This is a genomic window from Halegenticoccus tardaugens (assembly GCF_004116405.1).
Classification (GTDB): Archaea; Halobacteriota; Halobacteria; order Halobacteriales; family Haloferacaceae; genus Halegenticoccus; species Halegenticoccus tardaugens.
In genome coordinates this window covers 211,415-234,223 of the sequence record NZ_SDIC01000003.1, presented here as the reverse complement: position 1 = coordinate 234,223, position 22,809 = coordinate 211,415, and the positions used below count along the sequence as shown (strand labels likewise).

Annotated in this window: 28 protein-coding genes, 1 tRNA gene and 1 pseudogene; 11 read left to right on the top strand and 19 right to left on the bottom strand. The window is 68.8% G+C overall.

Annotated features, from left to right (window positions below):
* The first annotated feature begins 119 nt into the window (after positions 1–119).
* Positions 120–1,514, top strand: coding sequence for an APC family permease (locus C3L37_RS08775; RefSeq protein WP_129114235.1), 1,395 nt, complete (start codon positions 120–122; stop codon positions 1,512–1,514).
* A 57-nt stretch (positions 1,515–1,571) separates the two neighbouring features.
* On the opposite strand, the gene C3L37_RS08770 is transcribed toward C3L37_RS08775, so the two are convergent.
* Together C3L37_RS08770 and C3L37_RS08765 are read right to left on the bottom strand one after the other, a co-directional pair.
* Positions 1,572–1,919: a hypothetical protein gene (locus C3L37_RS08770; RefSeq protein ID WP_129114234.1), complete on the bottom strand. Its 348-nt coding sequence runs from the start codon at positions 1,917–1,919 to the stop codon at positions 1,572–1,574.
* Positions 1,920–1,969: 50 nt separating this feature from the next.
* Positions 1,970–2,296: a DUF5789 family protein gene (locus C3L37_RS08765; protein WP_129114233.1), complete on the bottom strand. Its 327-nt coding sequence runs from the start codon at positions 2,294–2,296 to the stop codon at positions 1,970–1,972.
* 226 nt (positions 2,297–2,522) lie between these two features.
* Here C3L37_RS08765 and C3L37_RS08760 point away from each other — a divergent pair, with 226 nt between their 5' ends.
* Positions 2,523–2,951: an arsenate-mycothiol transferase ArsC gene (locus C3L37_RS08760; RefSeq protein WP_129114232.1), complete on the top strand. Its 429-nt coding sequence runs from the start codon at positions 2,523–2,525 to the stop codon at positions 2,949–2,951.
* Positions 2,944–3,189, top strand: coding sequence for a MarR family transcriptional regulator (locus C3L37_RS08755; protein ID WP_129114231.1), 246 nt, complete (start codon positions 2,944–2,946; stop codon positions 3,187–3,189). The genes C3L37_RS08760 and C3L37_RS08755 overlap by 8 nt, the downstream gene beginning before the upstream one ends.
* Positions 3,190–3,436: 247 nt before the next feature.
* Here the strand turns inward: C3L37_RS08755 and C3L37_RS08750 are convergent.
* Both C3L37_RS08750 and C3L37_RS08745 read right to left on the bottom strand, forming a co-directional pair.
* A tRNA-Arg gene (locus tag C3L37_RS08750) sits at positions 3,437–3,541 on the bottom strand.
* A gap of 46 nt (positions 3,542–3,587) precedes the next feature.
* A complete protein-coding gene (locus C3L37_RS08745) occupies positions 3,588–3,965 on the bottom strand; it encodes a YccF domain-containing protein (RefSeq protein ID WP_129114230.1) in 378 nt (125 codons plus the stop codon).
* A gap of 81 nt (positions 3,966–4,046) precedes the next feature.
* Between C3L37_RS08745 and C3L37_RS08740 the strand changes: the two genes are divergently transcribed.
* Positions 4,047–4,643 (top strand): AAA family ATPase, encoded by a 597-nt coding sequence (locus tag C3L37_RS08740; protein WP_129114229.1) that lies wholly within the window; start codon positions 4,047–4,049, stop codon positions 4,641–4,643.
* Entirely contained in the window at positions 4,640–5,062 is a 423-nt protein-coding gene (locus tag C3L37_RS08735) for an RNA-binding domain-containing protein (protein ID WP_129114228.1), read from the top strand. The genes C3L37_RS08740 and C3L37_RS08735 overlap by 4 nt, the downstream gene beginning before the upstream one ends.
* 161 nt (positions 5,063–5,223) lie before the next feature.
* Here the strand turns inward: C3L37_RS08735 and C3L37_RS08730 are convergent, their stop codons facing one another.
* From C3L37_RS08730 to C3L37_RS08705, 6 genes are all read right to left on the bottom strand, one after another.
* Complete coding sequence (locus C3L37_RS08730; protein ID WP_129114227.1) at positions 5,224–6,201, bottom strand: nucleoside recognition protein; 978 nt, start codon at positions 6,199–6,201, stop codon at positions 5,224–5,226.
* 48 nt (positions 6,202–6,249) lie between these two features.
* On the bottom strand, positions 6,250–6,825 hold the full coding sequence (locus C3L37_RS08725; RefSeq protein WP_129114226.1) for a magnesium transporter: 576 nt from the start codon (positions 6,823–6,825) through the stop codon (positions 6,250–6,252).
* Position 6,826: 1 nt separating this feature from the next.
* Positions 6,827–7,405 carry a magnesium transporter gene (locus tag C3L37_RS08720; RefSeq protein ID WP_129114225.1) on the bottom strand — a complete coding sequence of 193 codons (579 nt, stop codon included), beginning with the start codon at positions 7,403–7,405 and terminating at the stop codon, positions 6,827–6,829.
* A gap of 68 nt (positions 7,406–7,473) precedes the next feature.
* Entirely contained in the window at positions 7,474–8,754 is a 1,281-nt protein-coding gene (locus C3L37_RS08715; protein ID WP_129114224.1) for an MFS transporter, read from the bottom strand.
* A 3-nt stretch (positions 8,755–8,757) separates the two neighbouring features.
* Positions 8,758–10,146, bottom strand: coding sequence for a signal recognition particle protein Srp54 (locus C3L37_RS08710; protein ID WP_129114223.1), 1,389 nt, complete (start codon positions 10,144–10,146; stop codon positions 8,758–8,760).
* Positions 10,147–10,260: 114 nt separating this feature from the next.
* Positions 10,261–11,082, bottom strand: a complete 822-nt coding sequence (locus C3L37_RS08705) for a M99 family carboxypeptidase catalytic domain-containing protein (protein WP_164974724.1) — start codon at positions 11,080–11,082, stop codon at positions 10,261–10,263.
* A 184-nt stretch (positions 11,083–11,266) separates the two neighbouring features.
* Between C3L37_RS08705 and C3L37_RS08700 the strand changes: the two genes are divergently transcribed.
* Both C3L37_RS08700 and C3L37_RS08695 read left to right on the top strand, forming a co-directional pair.
* The gene (locus tag C3L37_RS08700; protein WP_129114221.1) at positions 11,267–11,854 is read left to right on the top strand and encodes a class I SAM-dependent methyltransferase; all 588 of its coding nucleotides are present in this window, start codon (positions 11,267–11,269) and stop codon (positions 11,852–11,854) included.
* 139 nt (positions 11,855–11,993) lie between these two features.
* Positions 11,994–12,221, top strand: a complete 228-nt coding sequence (locus C3L37_RS08695) for a hypothetical protein (protein WP_129114220.1) — start codon at positions 11,994–11,996, stop codon at positions 12,219–12,221.
* A 77-nt stretch (positions 12,222–12,298) separates the two neighbouring features.
* On the opposite strand, the gene C3L37_RS08690 is transcribed toward C3L37_RS08695, so the two are convergent.
* From C3L37_RS08690 to C3L37_RS08650, 9 genes are all read right to left on the bottom strand, one after another.
* Entirely contained in the window at positions 12,299–13,144 is an 846-nt protein-coding gene (locus tag C3L37_RS08690) for an NmrA/HSCARG family protein (protein WP_129114219.1), read from the bottom strand.
* 80 nt (positions 13,145–13,224) lie between these two features.
* Positions 13,225–14,508, bottom strand: coding sequence for a signal recognition particle-docking protein FtsY (gene ftsY, locus C3L37_RS08685; protein ID WP_129114218.1), 1,284 nt, complete (start codon positions 14,506–14,508; stop codon positions 13,225–13,227).
* Positions 14,509–14,513: 5 nt separating this feature from the next.
* The gene (gene pfdA / locus C3L37_RS08680; RefSeq protein WP_129114217.1) at positions 14,514–14,975 is read right to left on the bottom strand and encodes a prefoldin subunit alpha; all 462 of its coding nucleotides are present in this window, start codon (positions 14,973–14,975) and stop codon (positions 14,514–14,516) included.
* 133 nt (positions 14,976–15,108) lie between these two features.
* On the bottom strand, positions 15,109–15,774 hold the full coding sequence (locus C3L37_RS08675; RefSeq protein WP_129114216.1) for a translation initiation factor IF-6: 666 nt from the start codon (positions 15,772–15,774) through the stop codon (positions 15,109–15,111).
* Between the two features lie 2 nt (positions 15,775–15,776).
* Positions 15,777–16,055 carry a 50S ribosomal protein L31e gene (locus tag C3L37_RS08670; protein ID WP_129114215.1) on the bottom strand — a complete coding sequence of 93 codons (279 nt, stop codon included), beginning with the start codon at positions 16,053–16,055 and terminating at the stop codon, positions 15,777–15,779.
* Positions 16,055–16,207 (bottom strand): 50S ribosomal protein L39e, encoded by a 153-nt coding sequence (locus C3L37_RS08665; RefSeq protein WP_101295108.1) that lies wholly within the window; start codon positions 16,205–16,207, stop codon positions 16,055–16,057. Before C3L37_RS08665 ends, C3L37_RS08670 begins: the two co-directional genes overlap by 1 nt.
* Positions 16,208–16,381: 174 nt before the next feature.
* Positions 16,382–16,936 carry an RNA 2',3'-cyclic phosphodiesterase gene (gene thpR, locus C3L37_RS08660; protein WP_129114214.1) on the bottom strand — a complete coding sequence of 185 codons (555 nt, stop codon included), beginning with the start codon at positions 16,934–16,936 and terminating at the stop codon, positions 16,382–16,384.
* Positions 16,937–17,117: 181 nt separating this feature from the next.
* The gene (gene radA, locus C3L37_RS08655; protein WP_129114213.1) at positions 17,118–18,152 is read right to left on the bottom strand and encodes a DNA repair and recombination protein RadA; all 1,035 of its coding nucleotides are present in this window, start codon (positions 18,150–18,152) and stop codon (positions 17,118–17,120) included.
* A gap of 167 nt (positions 18,153–18,319) precedes the next feature.
* Complete coding sequence (locus C3L37_RS08650) at positions 18,320–18,880, bottom strand: histidine phosphatase family protein (protein ID WP_129114212.1); 561 nt, start codon at positions 18,878–18,880, stop codon at positions 18,320–18,322.
* Between the two features lie 92 nt (positions 18,881–18,972).
* Here C3L37_RS08650 and C3L37_RS08645 point away from each other — a divergent pair.
* From C3L37_RS08645 to thrC, 4 genes and pseudogenes are all read left to right on the top strand, one after another.
* Positions 18,973–19,710, top strand: a pseudogene (locus tag C3L37_RS08645) (tetratricopeptide repeat protein); the annotation flags it as partial.
* Positions 19,711–19,719: 9 nt separating this feature from the next.
* A complete protein-coding gene (locus C3L37_RS08640) occupies positions 19,720–20,022 on the top strand; it encodes a DUF424 domain-containing protein (RefSeq protein WP_129114210.1) in 303 nt (100 codons plus the stop codon).
* A gap of 127 nt (positions 20,023–20,149) precedes the next feature.
* The gene (sufS, locus tag C3L37_RS08635) at positions 20,150–21,430 is read left to right on the top strand and encodes a bifunctional cysteine desulfurase/selenocysteine lyase SufS (RefSeq protein WP_129114209.1); all 1,281 of its coding nucleotides are present in this window, start codon (positions 20,150–20,152) and stop codon (positions 21,428–21,430) included.
* A 113-nt stretch (positions 21,431–21,543) separates the two neighbouring features.
* Positions 21,544–22,728, top strand: a complete 1,185-nt coding sequence (gene thrC, locus C3L37_RS08630) for a threonine synthase (protein WP_129114208.1) — start codon at positions 21,544–21,546, stop codon at positions 22,726–22,728.
* The last annotated feature ends 81 nt before the right edge of the window (positions 22,729–22,809 follow it).

Here is a 22,809-nt window from a genome sequence, read left to right as displayed (position 1 = left end):
TCCGCCGCTCGCGCCGCGAGCGACGGCGGTATCCTCCGATTCGTTACGGGATTTCGAGACGGCGTCCGACGTCCGCAACATATATCGGACTCCGTTCGGAGCGTGTGAGTATACCACCCATGGAATCGGAACACGGACTCAAGCGGGTGCTCTCGAAACGGGACGTCTTCGTGCTCGCGTTCGGGGCGATGATCGGCTGGGGATGGATCATTCAGACCGGCTACTGGATAGACGAGGCGGGCGCGCTCGGCTCGATACTCGCGTTCGTCCTCGGCGGAGTGCTCGTCGGAACGGTCGGCATCATCTACGGGGAACTCGCCTCGGCGATGCCCTACGTGGGCGGCGAGCACGCCTACAGCCTGCGGGCGCTCGGGCCCGTCGGCTCGTTCGTCTGCACGTGGGCGATCGTCCTCGGCTACGTGAGCGTCGTCGCCTTCGAGGCGGTGGCGCTGCCGTCGGCGCTCGCGTACCTCGTTCCGGGGTTCGACAGCCTCGAACTGTGGCGGGTCGCGGGCGAGCCCGTCTACGGAACCTGGGTCGCCGTCGGCCTCCTCGCGTCGATCGCCATGACGTACATGAACTACGTCGGCGTCCGCCCGGCGGCGCAGGTGCAGGCGGTTCTCACGGTCGTCATCGCGCTCGCGGGCGTCACGCTCGTCGCCGGCGGGGCGGCGAACGGCGCACCGACGGGCGACGCGTCGTTCGCCGACGCGGGGCTGGCCGGCGTGTTCACCGTCGCGCTCATGACGCCGTTCATGTTCGTCGGGTTCGACGTCATCCCCCAGGCGGCCGAGGAGGCCGACATGTCCTCGAAGTACCTCGCGTACCTGCTCCTCGCCGCGGTCGCCTGCGCGGCGCTGTTCTACATCGCGGTCATCTGGGCCGCCGGGCGGGCGCTGCCCGGCGCGGCGCTCGTCGAGAGTCCGCTCCCCGCCGCGGCCGCCATGTCGGCGCTCTTCGGGAGCGTCACGGTCGGCCGGATCATGGCGCTGGCGGGCGTCGCGGGCATCCTCACGAGCTGGAACGCGTTCATCATCGGCGGGAGCCGCGCGGTCTTCGCGCTGGCGGAGTCGGGAATGCTCCCGAGCAGGCTGGCGCGGCTGCACCCCGAACACGGCACGCCCACGAACGCGGTGCTCCTCGTCGGCGGCACCGCCGCGTTCGCCCCCCTGTTCGGCGAGGAGATGCTCGTCTGGGTCGTCAACGCCGGCGGGCTCGGCATCGTGGTCGCGTGGCTGTTCGTCGTGATCTCGTTTCTCGTGCTGCGGTACCGCGAGCCGGAGATGGAGCGGCCCCTTCGAATCCCCGGCGGGTACGCCGTCGGGGCGTTCGGCCTCCTCATTACCCTCTTTTTCGTCACGCTGTACCTGCCGGGCGGCGAGTCGGCGCTCGCGTGGCCCTACGAGTGGCTGATCATCGGCGCCTGGACGGTCCTCGGCGTCGTCCTGTTCGCGATCTCCGACGGCGCGTCCGCGGAGGTCGAACCGTCGGTGACGCCGACTGACGAGGGGTGAACCGGCGTCGGGCCGGAACCCGTCATCCGTCGATCGCGGGCGACCGGATCCCTCCCGTTAGCCGTCGTCGCCGAGTTTGAGGTCGTCGAACTCCCCGGCCAGATCCTCCAGCACGGACTTCGCCCGATCCTTCGCGTCGTCGTCGATGCCGTCGATCCGCTCGACGCTGTGGCCGCCGCTGTAGGCCGTCTTCAGCGCGTGGGCGTTGAGGTCGCCGCCGGGGTCGACGACGGGGAGCTTCAGAACCTCGAACTTTGCCGGATCGTCGAACCCCGACGACGAGAGGACGAAGTGCGTCGCGATCTCCGAGAGGTCGTCCGTCTCGAAGTCGTGCTCGCGCGGCGCGCTCCACTCCTCTTCGGTCGTTCCCGAGAAGTCGGGTTCGTGGACGCTGTACTCGGGCATCGGAAGGAGATGTCGTCGGGGGCGCTGTTCAACGTTCGGGCCGAAGGAGCTTAGAATGAATGCTCCAGGTCCCTCCCTTCGCCCAGCGTGGGCGGATCCCGATCGCTGTACCGCGGGCGGCCCACCGCGTTCCGCCGCACGCCGTTCAGCACCGCGAGCTGGAGATCGTCGACCGTTCGATACGTTTCGTCCCCGGAGGCGTCGAACACGGCACCGAGGGATTCGGAGCCGCCGCCGGGGTACGAAACCTCCACGTCGCCGAACGCCGAGCGGATCTCGTCGGTGGTCGCCGGCAGCTCCTCGCCGTCGAAGAGGTCGAGGACGCGGTTTATGTCGAGCGGCCGAGTGTCACCCGCGGAGTCCGGTGTGTCCTCCATGGCGGATTCGGATTCACCGCGACGACGGATAACTATTCGTACGGTTGACATTTGAGAGAGTCGCTCCGATAGTACGATCGATAGGGCCGCGACGGGACGGTTTCCGGCTCGAGCGGTCCAGCCCGCGAGGATCGGCGTTCGACGGCCGCGGGAGCACCCCGTGAAACAATAGTTCACAGTAGGTTCCGAGCGCAAACCATTTCCCGGTACTCGCCAGTCTGCAGGTATGAAGGTCGCATTCGTCTGCGTTCAGAACGCGGGACGGAGTCAGATGGCGACGGCGTTCGCCGAGCGGGAGCGGGCCGATCGGGACGCCGAGGAACGGATCGAGATCGTGAGCGGGGGGACGCAGCCCGCAGAGCACGTCCACGAGGAGGTGGTCGAGGTCATGCGAGAGGAGGGGTTCGACCTCTCGGAACGGACGCCGCGCGAGGTCACGCCCGAGGAACTGCGGGCGGTGGACCTCGTGATCACGATGGGGTGTTCCGCGGAGAACGTCTGCCCGGCGGCGTGGAACGGCGAGAACCGCGACTGGGGTCTCGACGACCCCGACGGTCGGGAGCCGGCTGGCGTCCGCGAGATCCGCGACGAGATCGAGCGGCGCGTCGAGTCGCTGTTCGACGAACTCCTCGCCGAGGACGGTCGGAATGGCTGAGGCGGCGGGCCGCGCCTGCGTCGCGCGGCAGTCCGTGAGCGCGCGGCTCGTGTACACCGTCCTGAAACACGAACGCGCGCTCTCGCAATCGGCCCTGATCGAGGAGAGCGGGCTCTCGCGCGACAGCGTGAGGCGCGCCGTCGACGAGTTGCGCGCGTGCGACGTGGTCGAGGAACGCCCGTGCCTCACCGACGCGCGCCGGCGGACGTACCGCTTCGCGGAAGTCGAATCCGCCTGAGCGAAGCGGGGGCGGGTTCACCGAGAGCGCGGAGGTCGAACCGCGAGCGACCGCAGGGAGCGAGCGGCATTTTTCGGTCCAGATTTTTTGCCCGAGTGGTTCGCAAAGCGCATCCGAGGGGAAAGTCCGTTTTAGATATCACAAGCGGATCGAACCGCGAGCGACCGCAGGGAGCGAGCGGCCTTTTTTGGTCCAGATTTTTTGCCCGAGCGGTGCGCGAAGCGCACCCGAGGGGAAAAAAGGTGGACGAGCACGATGGGATTTGAACCCACGACCGTCGGATGTCTCCCCCCGACAGCGGCGCTGCCGAGGATAGAAGTCCGACGCTCTATCCAGACTGAGCTACGTGCCCTCTATCGGTCAGAGACGATCCGACCTAAAAAGCGATTTGGGTTCGATCAGCCGTCGAATCGGTACAGCGAGGTCACGTACGGCAGGCGGTTGAACAGCCAGTACGCGATCGGCAGGCCGACGATCGTCACCGCGAGGAAGGCGGCCGCGTTCGCCCAGAGCCAACTCAGCCACCAGCCGACGAGGACGAAGTAGATCGCCCGGACGAGGAGGGGGTGCTGTCGCCGCGCCGCCTCCGGCGCGGCCGTCGCCCGCGGCTCTCTCAGCGACAACACGGTCGGAACGAGGTTCGTGAGTTTGATCCCGAGGGGGATGAGCACGACCGTCGCGTTCAGGAACCAGACGACGTTGACCACCGCCGGGGTCGCCCACCAGCCGACGAGGACGAACCACAGCGCGCGCACCAGCAGGGACCGCTCGCTCATGCCGTCCGGAAGGTCGCGCGGGGGGAAAAGCGTCGCGAACGAACAGCAGACCTAAGTTCGCGACCCCAGTAGCGGAGAGCGATGAGAGTCATCGGAACCGTCGGCCTGCCCGGGAGCGGGAAGGGCGAAGCCGCCGCGGTCGCCCGCGAGCTGGGGATCCCCGTGGTGACGATGGGCGACGTCATCCGCCGGGCGTGCCGCGAGCGCGGTCTGGACCCCGCCGAGGACCACGGCCGCGTCGCGAAGGCCCTCCGCGAGGAAGACGGTCCCGACGCCATCGCCGCGCGGTCGCTCCCGCTCGTCGAGGAGCGACTGACGGCGAACGACGCCGTGCTCGTCGACGGGATCCGCTCCGACGTCGAGGTCGACCGCTTCGAAGAGGCGTTCGCCGACGCGTTCCTGCTCGTGAGCGTCGAAGCGCCGTTCGAACTCCGTCGCGAGCGCGTCGCGGATCGCGGACGGGACAGATCGGAGGACGACGGCGGCGAGAGCCTCCGCGAGCGCGACGAGCGCGAACTCGGCTTCGGGATGGCGGCGGCGATGGAGCGCGCGGACGTGGTCGTCGAGAACACGGACACGCTGGAGGCGTTCCGCGCGCGGATCCGGGAGATCCTCCGACCGGCGGCCGCGTCGGCGTCGAAAGAGGAGTCGGAGACCGCGGAGGTGGAGCGGCGGTGATCTACAGCGTCGACGTCCGGATCGTCGCGCCGGTCCGCGACACCGAGGTGACGGACCGCGTCGCCGACGCCGTCCGGAACCTCTTTCCCAACGCCGAGGTGGCGCACGAGTCGGGGCGCATCGTCGCGGAGGCTCACTCGCTGGACCACTTCTCCGACCTGCTGCACGAGCAGGCGATCCTCGACACCGCCCGCCGGGAGTTCGGGAAGCGCCGGACCGAGGACGGCTTTTCGTTCGCGCTGAAAAAGCAGGCCGCCTTCCGCGGCGTCGTCAACTTCGCCGTCGGCAATCCCGACGAACTCGGCGACGTGGAGGTACACGTCGCGGTCCGCGAGCCGACGGTCGAGGAGTTCGTCGACCACATCGCCCCGCCGACCGAGGACGGCCGGCCCGTCGATCCCGACCGACGGCGCGAGTGACGCGCCGGCAGACTGACGACTGGCGGAGTCGCGTCGACGAAGAGCCGGCGGTCGGTGGCGACAGTCGGTGGTAGACGGTGATAGGCGGTTGTAGATGGTGATAGCCGGTGACGAGTGGTGACTGCCGGTGACGGGCGGCGGCAGTCGGTACCGAACGACGGCTACGGCGCGAGCAGCACGGCGACGGCGCCGCCGATGAAGACGACTTTCAGCGCGGTGTTGACCGCGACGACCTTCGATCCGAAGCTGGCGCCCCAGATGCCGTACTGGAACGGCACGGAGCGTTTGAACGTCGAGACGGCGAAGGAGACGATGCCGCCGATGAGCATCGTCGCCACCGCCTGCCGCGGCGTGAACGCCTCGCCGACGAGCGGCGCGATGGCGACCGCGCCTGCCGTCGTGTCGAACGCGAAGACGGCGACGACGGGGACGGCCGCGCCCGGCAGGCCGAGCAGCGTCGTCAGCGGTTCGGCCGCGGCGGTCAGCGCCGCGAGGTCGTACGTCTCCACGAGCAGCGTCACGAGAGCGTAGACGACGGCGAGTCGGGGGACGATGCGACGCAGCGTCTTCGACGTGCTCGTCGCCGCCCCGCGGATCTTCTCGCGCGTCGGCCGCGACTCGCGGTCCGGCGCGTCCAGTTCCTCGGGGACGGCGTCCGGGTTCACGTTGCGCTCGGAGAGAAAGAGCGCGCCGGCGAGGATGCCGGCGAGGGTGATGCCGAGCGCGATGGCCGCCCGCGCGCCGACGTACATGAGCCCCACGCGGAGGCCGAGGATCGGGATCAGGACGGGCCCGTAGAAGGTGAAGATGTGCTGGGCGAAGCCGAAGAACGTGTTGATGGTGACGGCGACGAGCGTCGCGCGGTCGTCCAGCATGCCCGAGTCGCGGAACTCCGCGAGCATCCCGTAGCCCGCCGTCGTCGACGCGGTCGTGGTCAGGATCGCCGTCCCGACCTCCCGCGGGAGGTTCGCGGGCCTCGTCAGCGGGTACGCGAGCCACGTGACGTACCGCACCGCGCCGAAGGCGACGGCGACGTTCGCGAGAAAGACGCCGACGCCGATGGCGACGGCGATTTTGACGACGCGCAGGGCGACCTCCGCGGCGAGCGACCAGTCGAGCGCCTGCGCGACGGACTGCACGGGGGATGCTCGGGAACGGACTGACAAATGGGCGTCGATCGGGAGGGGCTAGACGAAAAGCCGCACCGCGCCGAACAGCACGAGCACCCCCAGCACGTCGCAGGTGTTCGTGACGACCGGGATCACCACGTCGTCGGGATCGAGTTCGAGGCGGTAGGCGGCGTACGTGGTGACGAACGTGACGACGATGGCCAGGATCGCCAACACCGCCCCGCTCGTGAAGGCGACGAGGACGACGGTCCCGAGGCCGAGTTCCGAGCCGCCGACGATCGTCTGGACGATCCACGCGCCAGCGCCGACCAGCGGAAAGATCGTGAGCGACAGGGCCACGGTGGCGAGGGCGTTGCCGACGAGCGCGTCGTTCTCCGGGCCGAACTGCAGCAGGCCGAGGTGGAGCGCGGTCGAGAGCCGCGCCGCGAGGATGCTCCCGAGGTTGCCGGCCATTCCGATGGTGACCGGCACGAGCACCAAGAGCGAGGGGTACTGAAGCAGCGTCCCCTCGAACGTGTCGAGCACGAGCCCGCTCGCGAGTTCGACGACGGTCAGCACCGTCAACACGGGGAGCATCGTCTCCATGATGGTTCGAACCTCCCAGTTCGCGTCGGCGGTGCCCGCGGCCCCCATCTCAGCCACCACCCAGCGCGAGGACGACGCGCGCCGCGAACAGCATCGTCGCGATACCGACGAGGTCGCCGGTCGTGGTGACGACGGGTCCCGCGAGCGTGTCGGGGTTCAGCCCCCGACGGTAGCCGTAGAAGACGACGCTCAACACGGCGGCGGTGAGCAGAACCCCCGAGACGACGCCGGCGATGAGAGCGATCCCGACGAGCGTGAGCATCGACGCCGCCGGCCGCGACAGCGCGACGAGAAACAGGTGCGTCAGCACCGCCGCGAAGACGCTGACGAGGACGCCGTTCGCCAGGGCGGCCGCGACGGCGTTGCGGATCCGCCTGTCATCCAGCGACAGGTGCGGATCGACGAGTCCCTGGTGAAGCCCGGTGGCGAGCCGCGCGCCGAGCGACCCGTAGACGTTTCCGCGCGTGGCGAGGAGCGCCGGGACGAGCACCAGGAGACCGGGAACGACGCGGAGTTCCTCCTCCATCCCGCCGAGCACCGCGCCGGCGAACAGCCCGCCGACCGCGCTGAGCGCGAGCACGGGGAGCGCCTCCCGGTAGGCGGCGACGGCGACCTCGCGAATCGTCATACCGAGTGGGACGTGCGCGAGCGTTAAAAGTCAGGCGTGTACGAACGTGTGACGAGGGCGCGAGGGGGTCACCCTCGACCGTCGGCCTCCGACGAAACGGAGCCGGCGGGCTCGCGCAGCATCCGATCCGCGAGCAGGACGGCGACGCCCGCCACCGAGAGGCACGCGGCGACGAGGAGCGCGGCGAACGCGGCGCCGAAGCCCGCCAGATCGGAGAGCAGGCCGACGACCGCCGGCGAGATCGCCCCGACGACCATGAGCGCGGTCCGGACGATTCCCAGCGTCCCGCCCGTGTCCGCTCTCGGGATGACGGCGACGAGGTACGACCCGCGAACGGGGCGGTAGCCGTGACCTCCGACTCCGAACAGGAGGACGCCGGCGGCGATGAAAAGCGGCGTCGTGGCGACGAGCAGGAGGCCGAGTCCGACGGTCGCGAGCGCGAGCATCGCGGCCATCACCGGAAGCCGTCCGAGCCGGTCGCTGAGGTCGCCGGTCCCCAACTGGACGACGCTGACGGCGAACAGGCCGCTGTACAGCATCCCGGCGAAGCCCTCCGAGAGGCCGGCACCGTCGGTCAGAAAGAGCGGGAGGAAGGCCACGACGCCGTTGTAGGCGACGGAGAAGAACACGGTCGCGGCGACGAACGCGGCGAACCGTCGGTCGGCGAACCGCGCCGCGTATTCGCGCCACGGTCGATCCGCCGCCCCGTCCGTGGCGTCGTTTCCGGCCGGCAGCCGTCGCGGGACGCGGCGGGCGAACAGGCCGATCAGCAGGAGGCCGACGACGCCGCTCGCGAGAAAGAGCGCCCGCCAGTCGGCCGCGCCCGAGAGCGCGACGACCGCGGCGGGGGCGACGACGCCGCCGAACGTCCCGACGGTGTCGAGCACGCCGAGCGCCCGGCCGGTCCGCTCGGGGTGGATCGCCGACAGGAGGCGGACGGCGACGGTCTTGTGGACGCCGGTTCCGAGGCCGATGAGGACGACGCCGAGGACGAGCGCGACGAACGCCGGGGAGGGGACGAGCGGGAGCGACTCGAACGCGGCGAACGAGGGCGCGAGGGCGACCCAGAGCGACCCGAACGCGGCGACGAGCGTGCCCGCAACGATCACGCGAACCGAACCGAGGCGGTCGGCGAACGCCCCCGCGGGAAACTGCATCGCGGCGTACGCGAGCATCAGCGCCGAAAAGGTCGCCCCGAGCGCGGCGTTCGAGACGCCGAACGTGCCGCGGAAGGTGCCGAAGAGCGGCGGAAAGGCGTACCGGAGCACCTTGGCGAGAAACCAAAGCAGCGCCGTCAGCACCAGCGCGTCGGCGCTTCGGAGGCGGGCCAACCGAGTCGTCGTGGCCACGGCTCAGCCGAAGGGGCCCATGCCGCCCATGCCGCCGCCACCGCCGCCCTGGTTCTCGAGCTTCTTCATCATCCGCTTCATGTCGCCGTCGCCCATGCCCTGGAACTGCTTGAGCGTCTGATCCATCATCTTGTGCTGTTGGAGCAGTTCGCGGACCGTCTCCTCGTCCTTGCCGCTGCCGCGGGCGATGCGCCGGATCCGGCTCGCGCCGACCGATCGGGGGTTTTCGAGTTCGTCGTCCGTCATCGAGTCCATCACGACCTCGAACGAGCGCATCCGGTCCTGCGTGACGTCCATGGCGTCGTCGGGGAGCTGATCCATCAGGCCGCCGCCGAGACCGGGGATCATGTCGAGGACCTGATCGAGGGGACCCATCCGGTTCATCGCCTCCATCTGTTTTTGCATGTCCTTCAGCGTGAACTTCCCCCGCATGATGTCCTCGGGGTCCCAGTCCTCGTCGGCGTCCTGCGTCTCGACCATCGCGCGCTCGACGCGCTCGGACAGCTGTTTGAGATCCCCCATCCCGAGCAGTCGGGAGATGAAGCCGCTCGGCTCGAAGCGCTCGATGTCCTGCACCGTCTCACCGGTCCCGAGGAAGGCGATCGACGAATCGGTCTCGTTGACGGCGGTGAGCGCGCCGCCACCCTTCGCGGTCCCGTCGAGCTTCGTGATGACGACGCCGCCGATGCCGATGGAGCCGTCGAACTCGCGGGCTTGATCCTTCGCGCCCTGCCCGATCGCCGCGTCGAGCACGAGCAGGTTCAGGTCGGGGTCGACGACGCGTTCGATCTCCTCGATCTCGTCTATGAGATCGGCTTCGAGCGCGTGGCGGCCGGCGGTGTCGACGATGTGCACCTCGGCGTGCTTCGTCGCCTCCAGCCCCTCGCGGGCGATCGTCACCGGATCCTCCTCGTCGGGGTCGCCGTAGAACTCCACCTCGGCGCGCTCGCACATCTGCTTCGCCTGGTCGTACGCGCCGGGGCGGAAGGTGTCGGTCTGGATGACCGCGGGGCGGAGCCCCTTCTTCGAGAACCACCACGCCATCTTGGCCGCGGAGGTGGTCTTCCCCGATCCCTGCAGGCCGGCGAGCATGATCGTCTGCGGTTCCAGCGGGATCTCCGTCGAGTCGCCGACGACGGCGACCATCTCCTCGTAGACGATCTTGAGGATGTGATCGCGCGCGCTGGTGCCGGCCGGGGGCTCCTCTTCGAGGGCGCGGGTTTTGATGGAGTTCGAAAGCTCCATCACGAGCCCGACGTCGACGTCGGCCTGGAGGAGCGACCGCTGGATCTCCTTTACGATTTCCTCGACGTCCTCCCTGTCGAGGCGGGTCTTCCCCCGCAGCTTGTTCATCGTGCCGCGGAGGGAGGTCCCGAGATCGTTGAGTACCATTGTCTCGGAGTACGATTCCGAGCCGGTAAAGCCTTTATTCGTCCGCCCGCTCGGGCGGTCGGCGCGAGAACGGGCGCGTTCGGGCGTGAGAGCGTCGAGCTGACGAGGTCGACGCTACTCGACGAGGCCGGCGAGCGAGAGGAGTTCCTCGACGACGAGCCAGTGCATGTTCACGCGCACCGGGAGCGGGAGGTCGTCGTACGTCTCGACGAGGAAGCTCGGAACGGCGAGGTCCTCGGCCGTCTTGGTGACGAACAGCCCGCTCGGGTCGGAGACGAGTTCGGTGCTGACGTCGGTTCGAAATTCGTGCTGGGAGGCGGGTTCGGGGACGAAAAAGTCGTTCACGGGCTCGACGGCCCGCTCCGCCGTCTCGGCCTCCTCCAAGCTCTCGTCCTCGCCTGTGTAGAAAACGGCCTGTCCGACGCCCGACGGCTCGCGCTCGTAGAGGCCGACCGTTTCGTGCAGGTCGACGACGATCTCGGGTTCGATCGCGCGCACCTCCTCCCAGAGCGTGCGGGCCGGCTCCGTCGACGGCGTCTCCCCGACGGGGAACTGCCGGTTCAGGTCGCCGTTCGGCCCCTCCCGGGAGCCCGCTTCGACCGCGGGCGCGTTCGCCTTCGGGATCACGACGACCCGCCCGGCGTCGACGGCGAGGTGCGCCGCCATCGCGTCGGCCGCGGCGTATCCGGCCCGCTCGTCGCCGTGGATTCCGCCGACGACGAGCGCCGTCGGCCCGGGTTTTACCGAGTCGACGTAGCGAAGCGTCGTCTCGTACTCGGTGTCCTCGAGGACCGCGAAGCTCCCCCGCCTGAGGGATGAAGCGCCGTCCTCCGTCGATCGCGCCGCCGACGCCGACCCGACGCCGAGGGTCGCGATCGTCGCGCCGGCCGCGGCGGCGTTCAGAAACGTTCGTCTGGAGGGACCGTTTCGGGGCATTACCTCAGTTGAATACATGTTATTATTTTAAACTTTTGTTAGATCCAATATTATTGAATTTTTGTAATAATCCGATTTCGATATATTGATCTTTGGGTGAATTTCAACGAATCTGGTAAATACGCCGTCTGCACGGCCGGACGCTGCCGTGACAATTATGACAGCGGGCGCGAACGGACGTTCGATGGCGCGCTTTCGGAACACCGGACAGCCGGACTGGGACTGGTGGCGGGAGCTGTGGGGCGATCCCGGAGAGACGCTTCGAGCCGTGGGCGCGGACGAAGCCGGTTCGCTGGTCGACGTCGGGTGCGGCGACGGATACTTCACGATCCGAGCGGCCGAGCGTTGCGACGGGCCGGTGTACGGCGTGGATCTGGACGGTGATCTGTTGGCCGACCTCCGGGCCCGCGCGGCGGACGCCGGCGTCGACGTGATCGCGATCCGCGGCGACGCGCGCGACCTGCCGGATCTGCTCCCGACGACCGTCGACGTCGCGCTGTTCGCGAACGCCTTCCACGGCGTCGACGACAAGGTCGAGTTCGCGGGCGGCGTACGCGACGCGCTCGTCGACGGCGGGCGGTTCGCCGTCGTCAACTGGCGGCCGCTACCGCGGGAGGAGACGGTCGTCGGCGGAGAACCCCGCGGACCGCCGACTGAGCTGCGCCTGACGCCGACGGAGACCCGCGAGGCGGTCGAAGCCGCGGGCTTCGATCACGTCGAGATCGTGGACCTCCCGCCGTACCACTACGGGGCGGTGTTCGAGCGAACGTAGGCGAACGCGAACTCGATTGCGGCAGCGTCGACGTCGGAAGCCGCGTTTTCGCGTCCGACGCGCGCATCGACGCGATCGACTCGCTTCGCGCCCCGAGAACCGGCGTCAGCGATGTATACGAGCCGGACCTATACGGACTATGGACGAAGGCGACAGCACCGTCGACATCGATCGCGAGGAGGCCGCCTCCATGTTCGTCGGGCCGGACGAACTGCGCGAGGAGGACGAGGGGTACGTCCTCGAATGTCCTGCGTGCGGGACGACGACGCGGCTCGTCCGGATCGTCGAGACCGGTCGGTGTGCGGGGTACGAAACCGAGATGGACTGCACGGCGAGGCTCGCCGTCGAACTGCTCTGGACGTCCTGAGTCGAGTTCGGCGACGCTCGCCGAGGGGTGCCGAGGGGCCGGACGCCGAGTGGTACGAGCGCGCGGCCGCGGCCTCGTCACCAGACGCGTCCGAGGTACTCCTCGAGGCGCGTGAACGCCACGTCGTGCTCGCGTCGCAACCCGACGAGGTCGACGTCGTACCCCTCCTCGTTGAACCACTCGAACATGGTCGCCATCTCCTCGCCGCGGCTCTCGCGCAGGTCGTCGATCGGAACGTGGACGACCTCCATCTCCGCGTCGAGCAGGTCCGCGAAGCGGGCGGCCGTCGCCTGCAGCGTGAGTTCGTCGCTCGCGAGTTCGAACGTCTCGCCGACGTACTCCTCGGGCGCTCCGAACGCCTCCGCGACGATCGCACCGATGTTGTCCGCGTCGACCATCTGCAGCGGGACGCGCGGTTCGAGCGCCATCGCCAACCGGCCGTCTTCGATCCCCTCGCGCATCCCCTCGAAGTTCTGCACGAAGAACACCGGGCGGACGACCGTCGCCGGGAGACCGAGGTCGTCGATGCGCCGCTCGATCTCGCGCTTCGACTCGAAGTGCGGGATGCCCGTGTCGCGGTCCGCGCCGGCGACGGAACTGAACACGAAGTGGTCGACGCCGGCGTCCGCGGCGGCTTCCGCCGTGGTGACGCCCTGCTCGACCTCCGCCTCGACGCCGCCCGCGGCGAACGTCGTGACGCAGTAGACGCCGTCCACGTCGGCCACGAGCGGGTCGAGCGCGTCCCGGTCGGTCATGTCCCCTTCGACGACCTCCGCACCCCGTCGCGAGAGGAGTCGCGCGTCGTCGCTCTCGGCGTCGCGCGTCAGCGCGTGGACCTCGATTCCCCGCTCCAGAAGGTGGTCCGCGACCGCGCCGCCTTGCGTTCCCGTCGCGCCCGCGACGAGTACGGTTTGCGCTGTCATAGCAACGTTCGTGCCACGGCCACGGGGATAAACCTTGGACGCCCGGCCGGGCGCGACCGAGGGAAAGAAGAACCGGAACGCTACTCGTCCGCCTCGCCCAGCAGCCGATCGACGAGCAGTTCGGGGTCGAATCGCTCGACGTCGTCGTAGCCCTGTCCGGTGCCGAGAAAGAGGATCGGCTTGCCCGTGACGTAGGCGATGGAGATGGCCGCGCCGCCGTTCGAGTCGGCGTCGGCCTTCGTGAGGATCGTGCCGTCTATCTCGGCCGCCTCGTCGAACTTCTTCGCCCGCTGGACGGCGTCCTGTCCGGCGACCGCCTCGTCGACGAACAGCGTCATGTCCGGGCCGACGACGCGGTCGATCTTCTCCAGTTGCGACATCAGGTCGTTGCTCGTGTGCAGCCGACCCGCCGTGTCGCCGAGCACCACGTCGATGCCGTGGGCGTCGGCGTACTCGACCGCGTCGTAGATGACCGCCGCCGGGTCGCCGCCCTGCTCGTGGGCGATGAGCTTCCGGTCGAGGTTGTCGGCGTGCTTTCGGATCTGTTCGTTCGCGCCCGCACGGTAGGTGTCGCCGTTCGCCAGCACCGTCGAGAGCCCGCGCTCCTCGAAGTACTCCGAGAGCTTCGCGATGCTCGTCGTCTTGCCGACGCCGTTGACGCCGGTGAAGATGATCGTGACGGGTTTTTCGGCCTCCCGGACGCGCTCGTCGAAGTCGAACTGCCCGACGCTTATCACGTCGAGGAGCGCGTCGTGCAGCGCCACCTCGACGAGCTCGGCCGTCGTCTCGACCTGCGCGCGCGTCTCGCCGATCATCTTCTCCCGGAGGGTTTCGAGGATCTCCTCCGCGACGTTCAGCTCCACGTCGCTTTCGAGGAGCGCCATCTCGAGGCTCCACAGCGGCTCTTCGAGGTCCTCCTCCTCGATGATGATCTTCCCGGTTGCGAACGCCTTCGCGCGCTGGAACCGGCTGATCGTCGAGTCGGAGTCGTCGGGCTCCGCCGGCGACGGCGCGGGTTCCGAACCGCGTGCCGATTCCGATTCAGTCTCCCCCGGTTCCGGTTCCGCCGCGTTCGTACCGCCGACCGTGTTGGCCGTTGGCTCGGCCGATGCGGCGTCGGATCTCGCCGCCCCGAGTGCTTCGTCGGTTCCGGCGGCGGCGGGGGCGTCCGTTTCCCCGCGGTCCGTTTCGACGTCGGGTTCGTCCTCGACCGTGGCGGCCTCGGGGGTCCTGTCTTCGGTTTCTGCCCCTTCTGCGTCGGCCGCTTCGACCGCTTCGGTCTCGACACCCTCGGCCTTCTCCTCGGCCGTGTCCTCGACGTCCTGGCGGAACCGGTTGAGCTTCTCTTTCAGTCCGTCGAACATCGCGGTTACTCGTCCTCGCCTTCCCCTTGTAGTTGCTGCATCTGCTGCATCTGCTGTTGCTGGAGCTGCTGTTGCATCTCCTGGGCCTGCTGTTCGATCTCGTCGCCCTCGTCTTCGAGCTCTTCGATCTCCCCGCGCACCTCGGCGATGCGCTGGTCCAGCAGGTCCCGCTTTCGGTGCAGCACCTCGATCGCGTCGTTTTGCTCCTGTTCCGCCGCGTAGCCGCCGCCGAGACCGACGATGACCTCGTCGATGTCGCGGACCTCGGCGCGGACGTACGCGCCGCCGCCGAGCGGCACCTGCACCGTCGAGCCGGTCTCCAGCGTCTCGATGGCCTCGACCGCCTCGTCGATCTCCGACTGTTCCGACTGGATCCTCTCGATGTCGGCTTCGAGCGCCTCGATCTCCTGATCGATCGCCTGGAGCTCCTGCGAGAGCTGCTGCAACTGCTGCTGTCCGCCGCCCATCATGCGGCGATCACGCTCGTTGTGGCCGTCGACGTCGTCTCTCGCGATCGGAAGCGGTCGCTAATGCGCTGACTCATGAGAGGACGTGCGGCAGCGAGGGGGAAGTATCTTCCTACTCGGAGAGGACGCCGCGCTACTCGAGGTACCCGAGGGCGTCCTCGATTCGACCGAGTTCCGGGCCGGTCGTATCCGCGCCGACGACGTAGCCGGCTCCGTTGGCGACGAGCCCCGAACCGACGAGCGGCCCGCCGTAGTTGATCGTGCCGATGTCGGCTCGAACGTCGAGATGCGCCTCCAGCGCCTGCAACTCCGGCTCTCGGGACTTCGGATGACAGAGCGCGCCGTCGTTCGTGACGACGGCGGCGGTTCCGACGGTCCGGACGCCGCCGAGTTCGCCCCGCTCGACCGGCACCGAGAGCGCGGTTTCGACCGCCTCGACGGCCTCGTCGCTCAGTTCGGGGTGAACCCACGCGCCGTAGTCGTTGGCGAGAACGACGTTCCCCGCCGCGTTGATACGGCCGGGGAGTTCGACCACCGGCAGGCCGACGGCGTCGCCGATGGCGTCCCGTTCGCGGTCGGTCGTTCGACTGGAGACGAGGATGCCGTTCTCGTTGCCGGTCGCGAGCGCGCCGACGGTCCCCGAGCCGTCGACCGTGATCGGCAGCGCGTCAACGGCGAGTTCGTCGGCCATGTCGGCGACGAGTTCGTCGTCGGCGTCGGGCCGAACGAGGAGGACGTCGTCGGTGGCGCGGGCGAAGACCCCGACGTACGACGATCCGGCGAAAGAGGCGCGGAGCACCGTTACTCGGCCGGTTCGGCCTCGACGACGACGTCGCCTTCCTCGTCGAAGCGCGCGGCGCGGACCCGGAGCTTCCGCGGGGGTTTACGCCGGCTCCGCGACCAGACCGCCTCGTTGAGCGAGGGGTCGAGTCGGACGTCGCCCTCGTCCACCTTGAAGTGCTTCGCGAGGTGCTCGCGGATGAGCTTCATCGCCTTGTCGGCGCGCTTTTGGATCGGTTCGCTCTTGACGCCGCGGAGCGGGACGGTGACGACGCGCTCCTCGAAATCGTTCGCGCTCATCACTCGTCGGTGTCGCTGCGCCGCCAGCTACGGCGCTTGGGGTTTCGCGTGACCTGCATGTCGGTCTTGAGCATGACCCACGCGGGGACGCGGCTGTTCTGGCGTTCGAGCTTCGCCAGCCGTTTCTTCTTGGCCTTCGATTTCTTGCCCATAGTAGCAGGGACTTCCCCTGCGCGGCATAAAATCTTGTTCCTTCGCGTCGGAGCCGAATCGGGGAATCGCACGTCTCGTCGGACGATTCGTCGGAGGGTACTCGCTTCGCGTCGCTCGTCGCCCGACGCGCGGTCGCCAAAACGGACGTCGAAAACGGATCGATGCTCCGAGATTCACAACCCGAACCGCGCGACCGTCGAGTACTCGGGACCGTCAGACGCGAGGACGCTCTCCTTCAGCCGGATCTCCTCGACCCGGAACGTTTCGAGCGTCGGCCCCCCCTCGCGGACCACGCGCCGGACGAGGTCCTTCCCGCGGGCGTCGTCCATCCGCGCGATCGTGACGTGCGGCGTGAAGTCGTGGGGTTCGGCGTCGAACCCGACGGCGGTCGTCTCGCGCTCGATCGCCTCGTGGAGCCGGGTCATCTCGTCGGCCCCCTCCTCGATCCCGGCCCAGACGACGCTTATGTACTCCTCGTTCGGGAAGACGCCGAGACCGCCGATCGTCGCCTCGAACGGCCCGACGCCGGCGTCGTCGATCGCCCGCTCGACCGCCGCCTCGATCGCGGGAACGCGCCCCTCCGACGCGTCGCCGAGGAACTTCAGCGTGACGTGGGCCCGACCCGGATCGACGAACCGGAGCCCGTCGGCGTCGCGCAGGCGATCCTGCACGTCGACGAGCGCCGACGCGACGGCGTCGGGGAGGTCGATGCTCAAGAACAGACGCATGGCGGGGTATCGGACGACGGGGCGGTTAATCTTCCGGGTCCGCCGCCGAGAGTTTATATACCAGAACGAGGCAGACCCCCCGTGCGTTGACGATTCGACGCGACGGGATCCGCGACAGCACGGCACGTCCCTTCGCGCTCCGCCGAGGGTGCCGTCTGTCCGCAACCGACGCCTCGAATCCTTATTCGGCGACGAGTCCAGCGCCTTCGACGCGCATGACCGCCTCGCCGTCGGGGAGGTTCGGCGCGTCCACGAGTCGGACGATCCGCTTCGTGCCCTTCGAGTTCCGCAGGTAGAGGCGGAAGCTCGACGCGTGGCCGAGAATGTGCCCGCCGACGGGACGGGTCGGGTCGCCGAAGTACGAGTCGGGATTGCTCTGGACCTGGTTCGTGACGACGACGGCCGCGTTGTGCAGGGCGGCGATCCGGAGGAGGTCGTGGAGGTGCTTGTTGAGCTTCTGCTGGCGCTCGGCAAGCGTCCCGCGACCGACGTACTCCGCGCGGAAGTGCGCCGTGAGCGAGTCCACGCAGAGCAGCCGGACTGGACGCTCGGTTCCCTCGTACTCGCCGGCGAGTTCCTTGGCCTTCTCGGCGAGGAGGATCTGGTGGTTCGAGTTGAACGCCTTTGCCACGTGGATCGTATCGAGGAAATCGCCCACGAGGTCCTCCATCGCCCCCTCGTCGTCCGGCGACCCGTCGATCCCGCGGCGGTCGAACTCGCCCGCGAGGACCTCTTCGCTCAAACCGCGGACCATGTCGTCGATTCGCTCGGGTCGGAAGGTGTCCTCGCCATCGACGAACACCGCCCTTCCGCCGAGGCCGCCGTGCTTCGGCGGGAGTTGCACGTTCACCGCGAGTTGGTGCGTGACCTGCGACTTGCCGACGCCGAACTGCCCGTACACCTCGGTGATCGAACCGGTTTCGACGCCGCCGCCGAGCATCTCGTCCACGGCTGGGACGCCCCACCGTAGCTTGCCGACCGTCTCGCGCCGACGGAGGATCGCCGTGCCCGTCTCGAAGCCGCCGACATCAGCCGCCTTGCGAGCCGCGCGGATGATCTCCGCCGCGCTACGTTCGCCGACGTCGGCGGCGGTGGAGAGTTCGCCCGGACTGGCGACCGCCAATCCCCTGTACGAGTCGTAGCCCGCCTCCGCGAGCTTCTCCGCGGTCGCCGGACCGACGCCGGGGAGGCTTTCGAGGTCAGCCGTTGCTGCCATGTCAACGCTACTCGCCGGACGGAGATAAACCGTCGTCAACAGCGGGGTGGAAGTGAAATCACCGTCCCCGACGTTCGCGTTAGCGGGTCGATGAACGTGGAATTCGGCGCTCTCCGATCACTTCCGGAGATGGGCGAAAGTGAACGTGCTCGCCCCATCGTCGATCATCACCGCGCTTCCCAAGCGCGCTCGACGCCGACCAGTTCCGAGCCCTCGAACGTCAGGCGGTACACGTCGGGCACCGAGAGGCTCCTCCGAAACGTTTCGCCATACTCGTCGTCGTAGGCGTTCAGAACGAGCGTCAGGAGCGTTCCGTGCGTGCCGACGGCGACGTGTCGATCCGCGTACCGATCGAGAAGGCGGTCCAGCGCCGCGGTTCCGCGGCGTTGTGCCTCTCGATTCGATTCGCCGCCGGGTAACGACGCGTCGAAGTCGTTCCATAGCCTCCCGGTCGCGTCCGCGAACTCGTCGACGTGGCGGCCGGCGAGCCGTCGCTCCTTGAAGTCCGAATCGACGACGATGGGAGTTTCCAGCGCATCGGCGAGCGGCTCGACGGTCTGGACGGCCCGCACGGAGGGGCTGGAGACGACGGCGTCGACCGCGCCGCGGAGCCGCTCGGCGACGCGAACCGCGTCCCGGTGGCCGCGCTCGGACAGTTCCCGCGTCGCTTCGAGGTCCGGAACGTACGACGCGTGAGCGTGGCGGACGAGCGAGACGGTCGTCTGCATCGGGTTTCCGCGAACGGAGGTAAGAGAAATGATAGTTTCGCTTCGAGGCCGGTGACGCAGCCCTTAACCGCGACGGCCGCCAAAGCGGCGACATGACCGAAAAAGACGACGATCGACCGCATCGCTACTCGGAGGGGCAGGGCTTCGACGATGCGTACGACGAGTTCTCGCTGGACCCGCCCGAACTCAAGGTCGATCCGACGAAGGTCGATCCGGTCGACTCGCACGTCCTGACCGACGTTCTCGACCGGCGGAACGTGGCGCGCGACGACGTGGACGTGCACGGGCTCGTCGAAGTGGGGCTCGCCTACATGCAGATCCACCGCTTCGAGGAGGCCACCGAGACGTTCGAACGCGCGGCTCGCTTCGCCGAGGAGGACAGCCTCGACGCGCAGGAGGCGTGGGTCAACAAGGGCGTCGCCCACGCCGAACTGGAGGAGTACGACGAGGCCATCGGCGCGTATCGGGAGGCGCTCCGCATCGACGACGACTCGGAGCACGCCGCCACGGCGGAGACCAACCTCGCGTACGCGCTCTGGGAGTCCGGCTACACTGAGCAGGCGCTCGAACACGCCGAGCGCGCGGTCGAGATCGACCCGCGGTTCGCGCAGGCGTGGTACAACCGCGGATTCCTCCTCTCCGAGCGCGGGTTACACGAGGACGCGGTCGCCGCCTTCGACAACGCCATCCGCCTCGGCATGCGCGACGCCGAGGTGCTGGAGGAGAAGGCCATCGCGCTGGAGGAACTCGGCGAGGACGAGGCGGCCGAACGGGCGCAGGAACGGGCCGACGAGTTGCGCGAGGAGGCGGAACAGCGGCTCGTCGAGGAGTACTGACCGATGTTGGTCCGCGAGCGACAGACGCCCGAGGGGCTTCTCGTCTCCGTCTGCGACCCCGAGTGTCTCGGTGAGACGTACGAGAACGGCGCGGTGACGCTCACCGTCACCGAGGAGTTCTACGGCGGTGAGGAGGCCGACGAGGCTGACGCCGAAGCGGTCGTCGACAGCCTCACTCGGGCGACGGTGGCGAACATCGTCGGCGAACGAGCCGTCGGCGTCGCGGTCGAGGCGGGCATCATCGACGAGGAGACGGTGCTCGACGTCGGCGAGACGCGACACGCGCAGTTGCTGTGGATGCGTTGATCGTTCGATCCGCGGCGACGGCCGTCCGCCCGCTGCGGCGATGACCGCCGCGTTCGTAACCGGTTTCGGTTTCTCCGCCACCGGCGGACCGAAGGGATGTTGATGGTAGAGTCCCTGCTAGCCGGTAATGAGTACGCAGGAGCAGTACCCGCTCGACGTCGAGTCGATCCGCGAGGACTTCCCCATCCTCGGACGGAAGGTCGGCGGCGACGTCACCGCGCCGGGCGAAGGCCCCGACCACTCGACGCCGCTCGTGTACCTCGACAACGCGGCGACGAGCCAGACGCCGACGCAGGTCGTCGACGCCATCGTCGACTACTACTACGGCTACAACTCAAACGTCCACCGCGGCATCCACCACCTGAGCCAGGAAGCCTCCGTGGCCTACGAGGAGGCCCACGATCGGGTGGCGGAGTTCGTCGGCGCGTCCGGCGGCCGCGAGGAGATCGTCTTCACGAAGAACACCACCGAGGCGATGAACCTCGTCGCCTACGCCTGGGGCCTCTCGGAACTCGGGCCGGGCGACCGCGTCGTCCTCACCGAGATGGAGCACCACGCGTCGCTCGTGACGTGGCAGCAGATCGGCAAGCGGACCGGCGCGGAGGTACGGTACGTCCGCGTCGACGACGAGGGACGCCTGGACATGGACCACGCGCGGGAGCTGATCGACGAGTCGACGAGGCTCGTGAGCGCGGTCCACATCTCGAACACCCTCGGAACCGTGAACCCCGTCGCCGAACTCGCGGACGTGGCCCACGACGCCGGCGCGTTCATCTTCGTCGACGGGGCGCAGGCGGTGCCGACGCGACCGGTCGACGTGGAGGCGCTCGACGCCGACTTCTACGCCTTCTCGGGGCACAAGATGTGCGGACCGACCGGAATCGGCGTGCTCTACGCGAAACGGCACATACTCGAAGCGATGGGGCCGTACCTCTACGGCGGCGAGATGATCCGGAAGGTCACCTACGAGGAGTCGACGTGGGAGGACCTCCCGTGGAAGTTCGAGGCCGGCACGCCGCCGATCGCGCAGGGCGTCGGCCTCCGCGCCGCCGTCGACTACCTCGACGAGATCGGCATGGAGAACGTCCGGAAGCACGAGGAACTGTTGGCCGAGTACGCCTACGACCGCCTCGCGGAGTACGACGACGTGGAGATCTACGGCCCGCCGGGCGACGACCGCGGCGGCCTCGTCGCGTTCAACCTCGACGGCGTCCACGCCCACGACCTCTCCAGCATCCTCAACGACCACGGCGTCGCCATCCGCGCCGGCGACCACTGCACCCAGCCGCTGCACGACAAGCTCGGCGTCGCGGCCTCGACGCGGGCGTCGTTCTACATCTACAACGAGCGCGAGGAGATCGACGCGCTGATCGACGCCGTCGACGACGCCCGGGCGCTGTTCGGGTAGCGACTCCCGAACGCCGTTCGAGTAGTCGCCCCCGTCAGCCGTTCCGATAGCCCGCCCCCGACCGCCGGTTCCGTCGGCTACTTGTCCGCCCCGCGACGTCTTGTGATCAGCCGATGACCCTCGAACTCGCGTGCGACGCCTGCGACGCGACCGCCCGCGCTAGCTACCGCTGTGAGTGCGGCGAAAGCCTGTGGGTGGAGACCGACCCCCATGGTTTCGACTGGAACTCGACGGTCGACGCGCCGGGCGTGTGGCGGTACGCGGCGCTACTGCCCGATTCGTCGCCCGGCGGCGTCGCCGACGCGGCGGGCGGCACGCCGCTCGTCAGGACGCGGGGCCTCGACGAGTACGCCGGCGTCCGCGTCCACGTGAAAGACGAGGGCGAGAACCCGACGGGGAGTTTCAAAGACCGAGGGAGCGCGCTCGGCGTCGCTCGCGCGCTGTCGTCGGGGACGGAAACCGTCGGTACCGTCTCGCACGGGAACATGGCGATGAGCACAGCCGCGCACGCCGCGAGCGCCGGGCTGGATTGCGTCGTGCTCGTCCCGGACGACATCCCGCCGGAGCGCCTCGGCGTCATCGCGCAGTACGGCCCGACCGTCCTCCGCGTCGAGGGCGACTACGGTCGGCTCTACGAGGAGTCGCTCCGACTCGGCGAGGAGCGTGGCGTCGCGTTTCTCAACTCCGACGCGCCGCTCCGCGTCGAGGGGCAGAAGACCACGGCGCTGGAGATCTGCGAGGTGTTCGCCCCGGACGCGCCCGACGCGATCGTCGCGCCGGTGAGCAGCGGCGGCCACGCGAGCGCGATCTGGAAGGCGGTCCGCGAACTCGCCGCCGCCGGAGCGATAGCTCGGGTGCCGCGCCTCTACTTCGCGCAGGCCGCCGCGTGCGCGCCGATCGCCGACGCGTTCGAGGCGGGCGCAGAGGGAGTCGAGCCCGTCGACGCGGGGAAGACGGTCGCGTACTCCATCGCCAACGCCGATCCGCCGAGCGGTCGACGGGCGCTCGCCGCCGCGCGGGAGACGGGTGGCGCGGTCGCGGCCGTGACGGACGAGGAGATCGTGACGGCGAAGGAGCGATTCGCCCGCGAGGCGGGCTTTTGCGTCGAGACGTCGTCCGCGACGACGCTGGCGGCGGCGCGAAAGCTGTCCGAGGTGGGAGAACTCGCCGACGACGAGGACGTAGTGCTCGTAGCGACCGGCAGCGGATTCAAGGAGGCGCGGACCGGAGCGGACGCGTCGACCGATGCGGCGACGGTCGGGCTGGAGGACCTCGGCGGCCGGCTGGCGACGCTGTGAGCCGGTCGCGCGAGTGTGAGGCTCGTCGGCGGGGCTGCGCGAACCGGGAACGTTGCACCGCTCACCTCCCCGGAATCCTTT

Excerpts from the sequence above, each read along its gene's own strand:
- C3L37_RS08710 (WP_129114223.1), bottom strand. The coding sequence starts at position 10,146 with ATGGTACTCAACGATCTCGGGACCTCCCTCCGCGGCACGATGAACAAG.
- C3L37_RS08640 (WP_129114210.1), top strand. The coding sequence starts at position 19,720 with ATGTTGGTCCGCGAGCGACAGACGCCCGAGGGGCTTCTCGTCTCCGTC.
- sufS (WP_129114209.1), top strand. The coding sequence starts at position 20,150 with ATGAGTACGCAGGAGCAGTACCCGCTCGACGTCGAGTCGATCCGCGAG.
- pfdA (WP_129114217.1), bottom strand. The coding sequence starts at position 14,975 with ATGGGCGGCGGACAGCAGCAGTTGCAGCAGCTCTCGCAGGAGCTCCAG.
- C3L37_RS08740 (WP_129114229.1), top strand. The coding sequence starts at position 4,047 with ATGAGAGTCATCGGAACCGTCGGCCTGCCCGGGAGCGGGAAGGGCGAA.
- thrC (WP_129114208.1), top strand. The coding sequence starts at position 21,544 with ATGACCCTCGAACTCGCGTGCGACGCCTGCGACGCGACCGCCCGCGCT.
- thpR (WP_129114214.1), bottom strand. The coding sequence starts at position 16,936 with ATGCGTCTGTTCTTGAGCATCGACCTCCCCGACGCCGTCGCGTCGGCG.
- C3L37_RS08665 (WP_101295108.1), bottom strand. The coding sequence starts at position 16,207 with ATGGGCAAGAAATCGAAGGCCAAGAAGAAACGGCTGGCGAAGCTCGAA.
- C3L37_RS08690 (WP_129114219.1), bottom strand. The coding sequence starts at position 13,144 with ATGACAGCGCAAACCGTACTCGTCGCGGGCGCGACGGGAACGCAAGGC.
- C3L37_RS08700 (WP_129114221.1), top strand. The coding sequence starts at position 11,267 with ATGGCGCGCTTTCGGAACACCGGACAGCCGGACTGGGACTGGTGGCGG.
- C3L37_RS08695 (WP_129114220.1), top strand. The coding sequence starts at position 11,994 with ATGGACGAAGGCGACAGCACCGTCGACATCGATCGCGAGGAGGCCGCC.
- C3L37_RS08770 (WP_129114234.1), bottom strand. The coding sequence starts at position 1,919 with ATGCCCGAGTACAGCGTCCACGAACCCGACTTCTCGGGAACGACCGAA.
- C3L37_RS08720 (WP_129114225.1), bottom strand. The coding sequence starts at position 7,405 with ATGACGATTCGCGAGGTCGCCGTCGCCGCCTACCGGGAGGCGCTCCCC.
- C3L37_RS08765 (WP_129114233.1), bottom strand. The coding sequence starts at position 2,296 with ATGGAGGACACACCGGACTCCGCGGGTGACACTCGGCCGCTCGACATA.
- C3L37_RS08650 (WP_129114212.1), bottom strand. The coding sequence starts at position 18,880 with ATGCAGACGACCGTCTCGCTCGTCCGCCACGCTCACGCGTCGTACGTT.
- C3L37_RS08755 (WP_129114231.1), top strand. The coding sequence starts at position 2,944 with ATGGCTGAGGCGGCGGGCCGCGCCTGCGTCGCGCGGCAGTCCGTGAGC.
- C3L37_RS08760 (WP_129114232.1), top strand. The coding sequence starts at position 2,523 with ATGAAGGTCGCATTCGTCTGCGTTCAGAACGCGGGACGGAGTCAGATG.
- ftsY (WP_129114218.1), bottom strand. The coding sequence starts at position 14,508 with ATGTTCGACGGACTGAAAGAGAAGCTCAACCGGTTCCGCCAGGACGTC.
- C3L37_RS08775 (WP_129114235.1), top strand. The coding sequence starts at position 120 with ATGGAATCGGAACACGGACTCAAGCGGGTGCTCTCGAAACGGGACGTC.
- C3L37_RS08745 (WP_129114230.1), bottom strand. The coding sequence starts at position 3,965 with ATGAGCGAGCGGTCCCTGCTGGTGCGCGCGCTGTGGTTCGTCCTCGTC.
- C3L37_RS08670 (WP_129114215.1), bottom strand. The coding sequence starts at position 16,055 with ATGAGCGCGAACGATTTCGAGGAGCGCGTCGTCACCGTCCCGCTCCGC.
- C3L37_RS08725 (WP_129114226.1), bottom strand. The coding sequence starts at position 6,825 with ATGGGGGCCGCGGGCACCGCCGACGCGAACTGGGAGGTTCGAACCATC.
- radA (WP_129114213.1), bottom strand. The coding sequence starts at position 18,152 with ATGGCAGCAACGGCTGACCTCGAAAGCCTCCCCGGCGTCGGTCCGGCG.
- C3L37_RS08705 (WP_164974724.1), bottom strand. The coding sequence starts at position 11,082 with ATGCCCCGAAACGGTCCCTCCAGACGAACGTTTCTGAACGCCGCCGCG.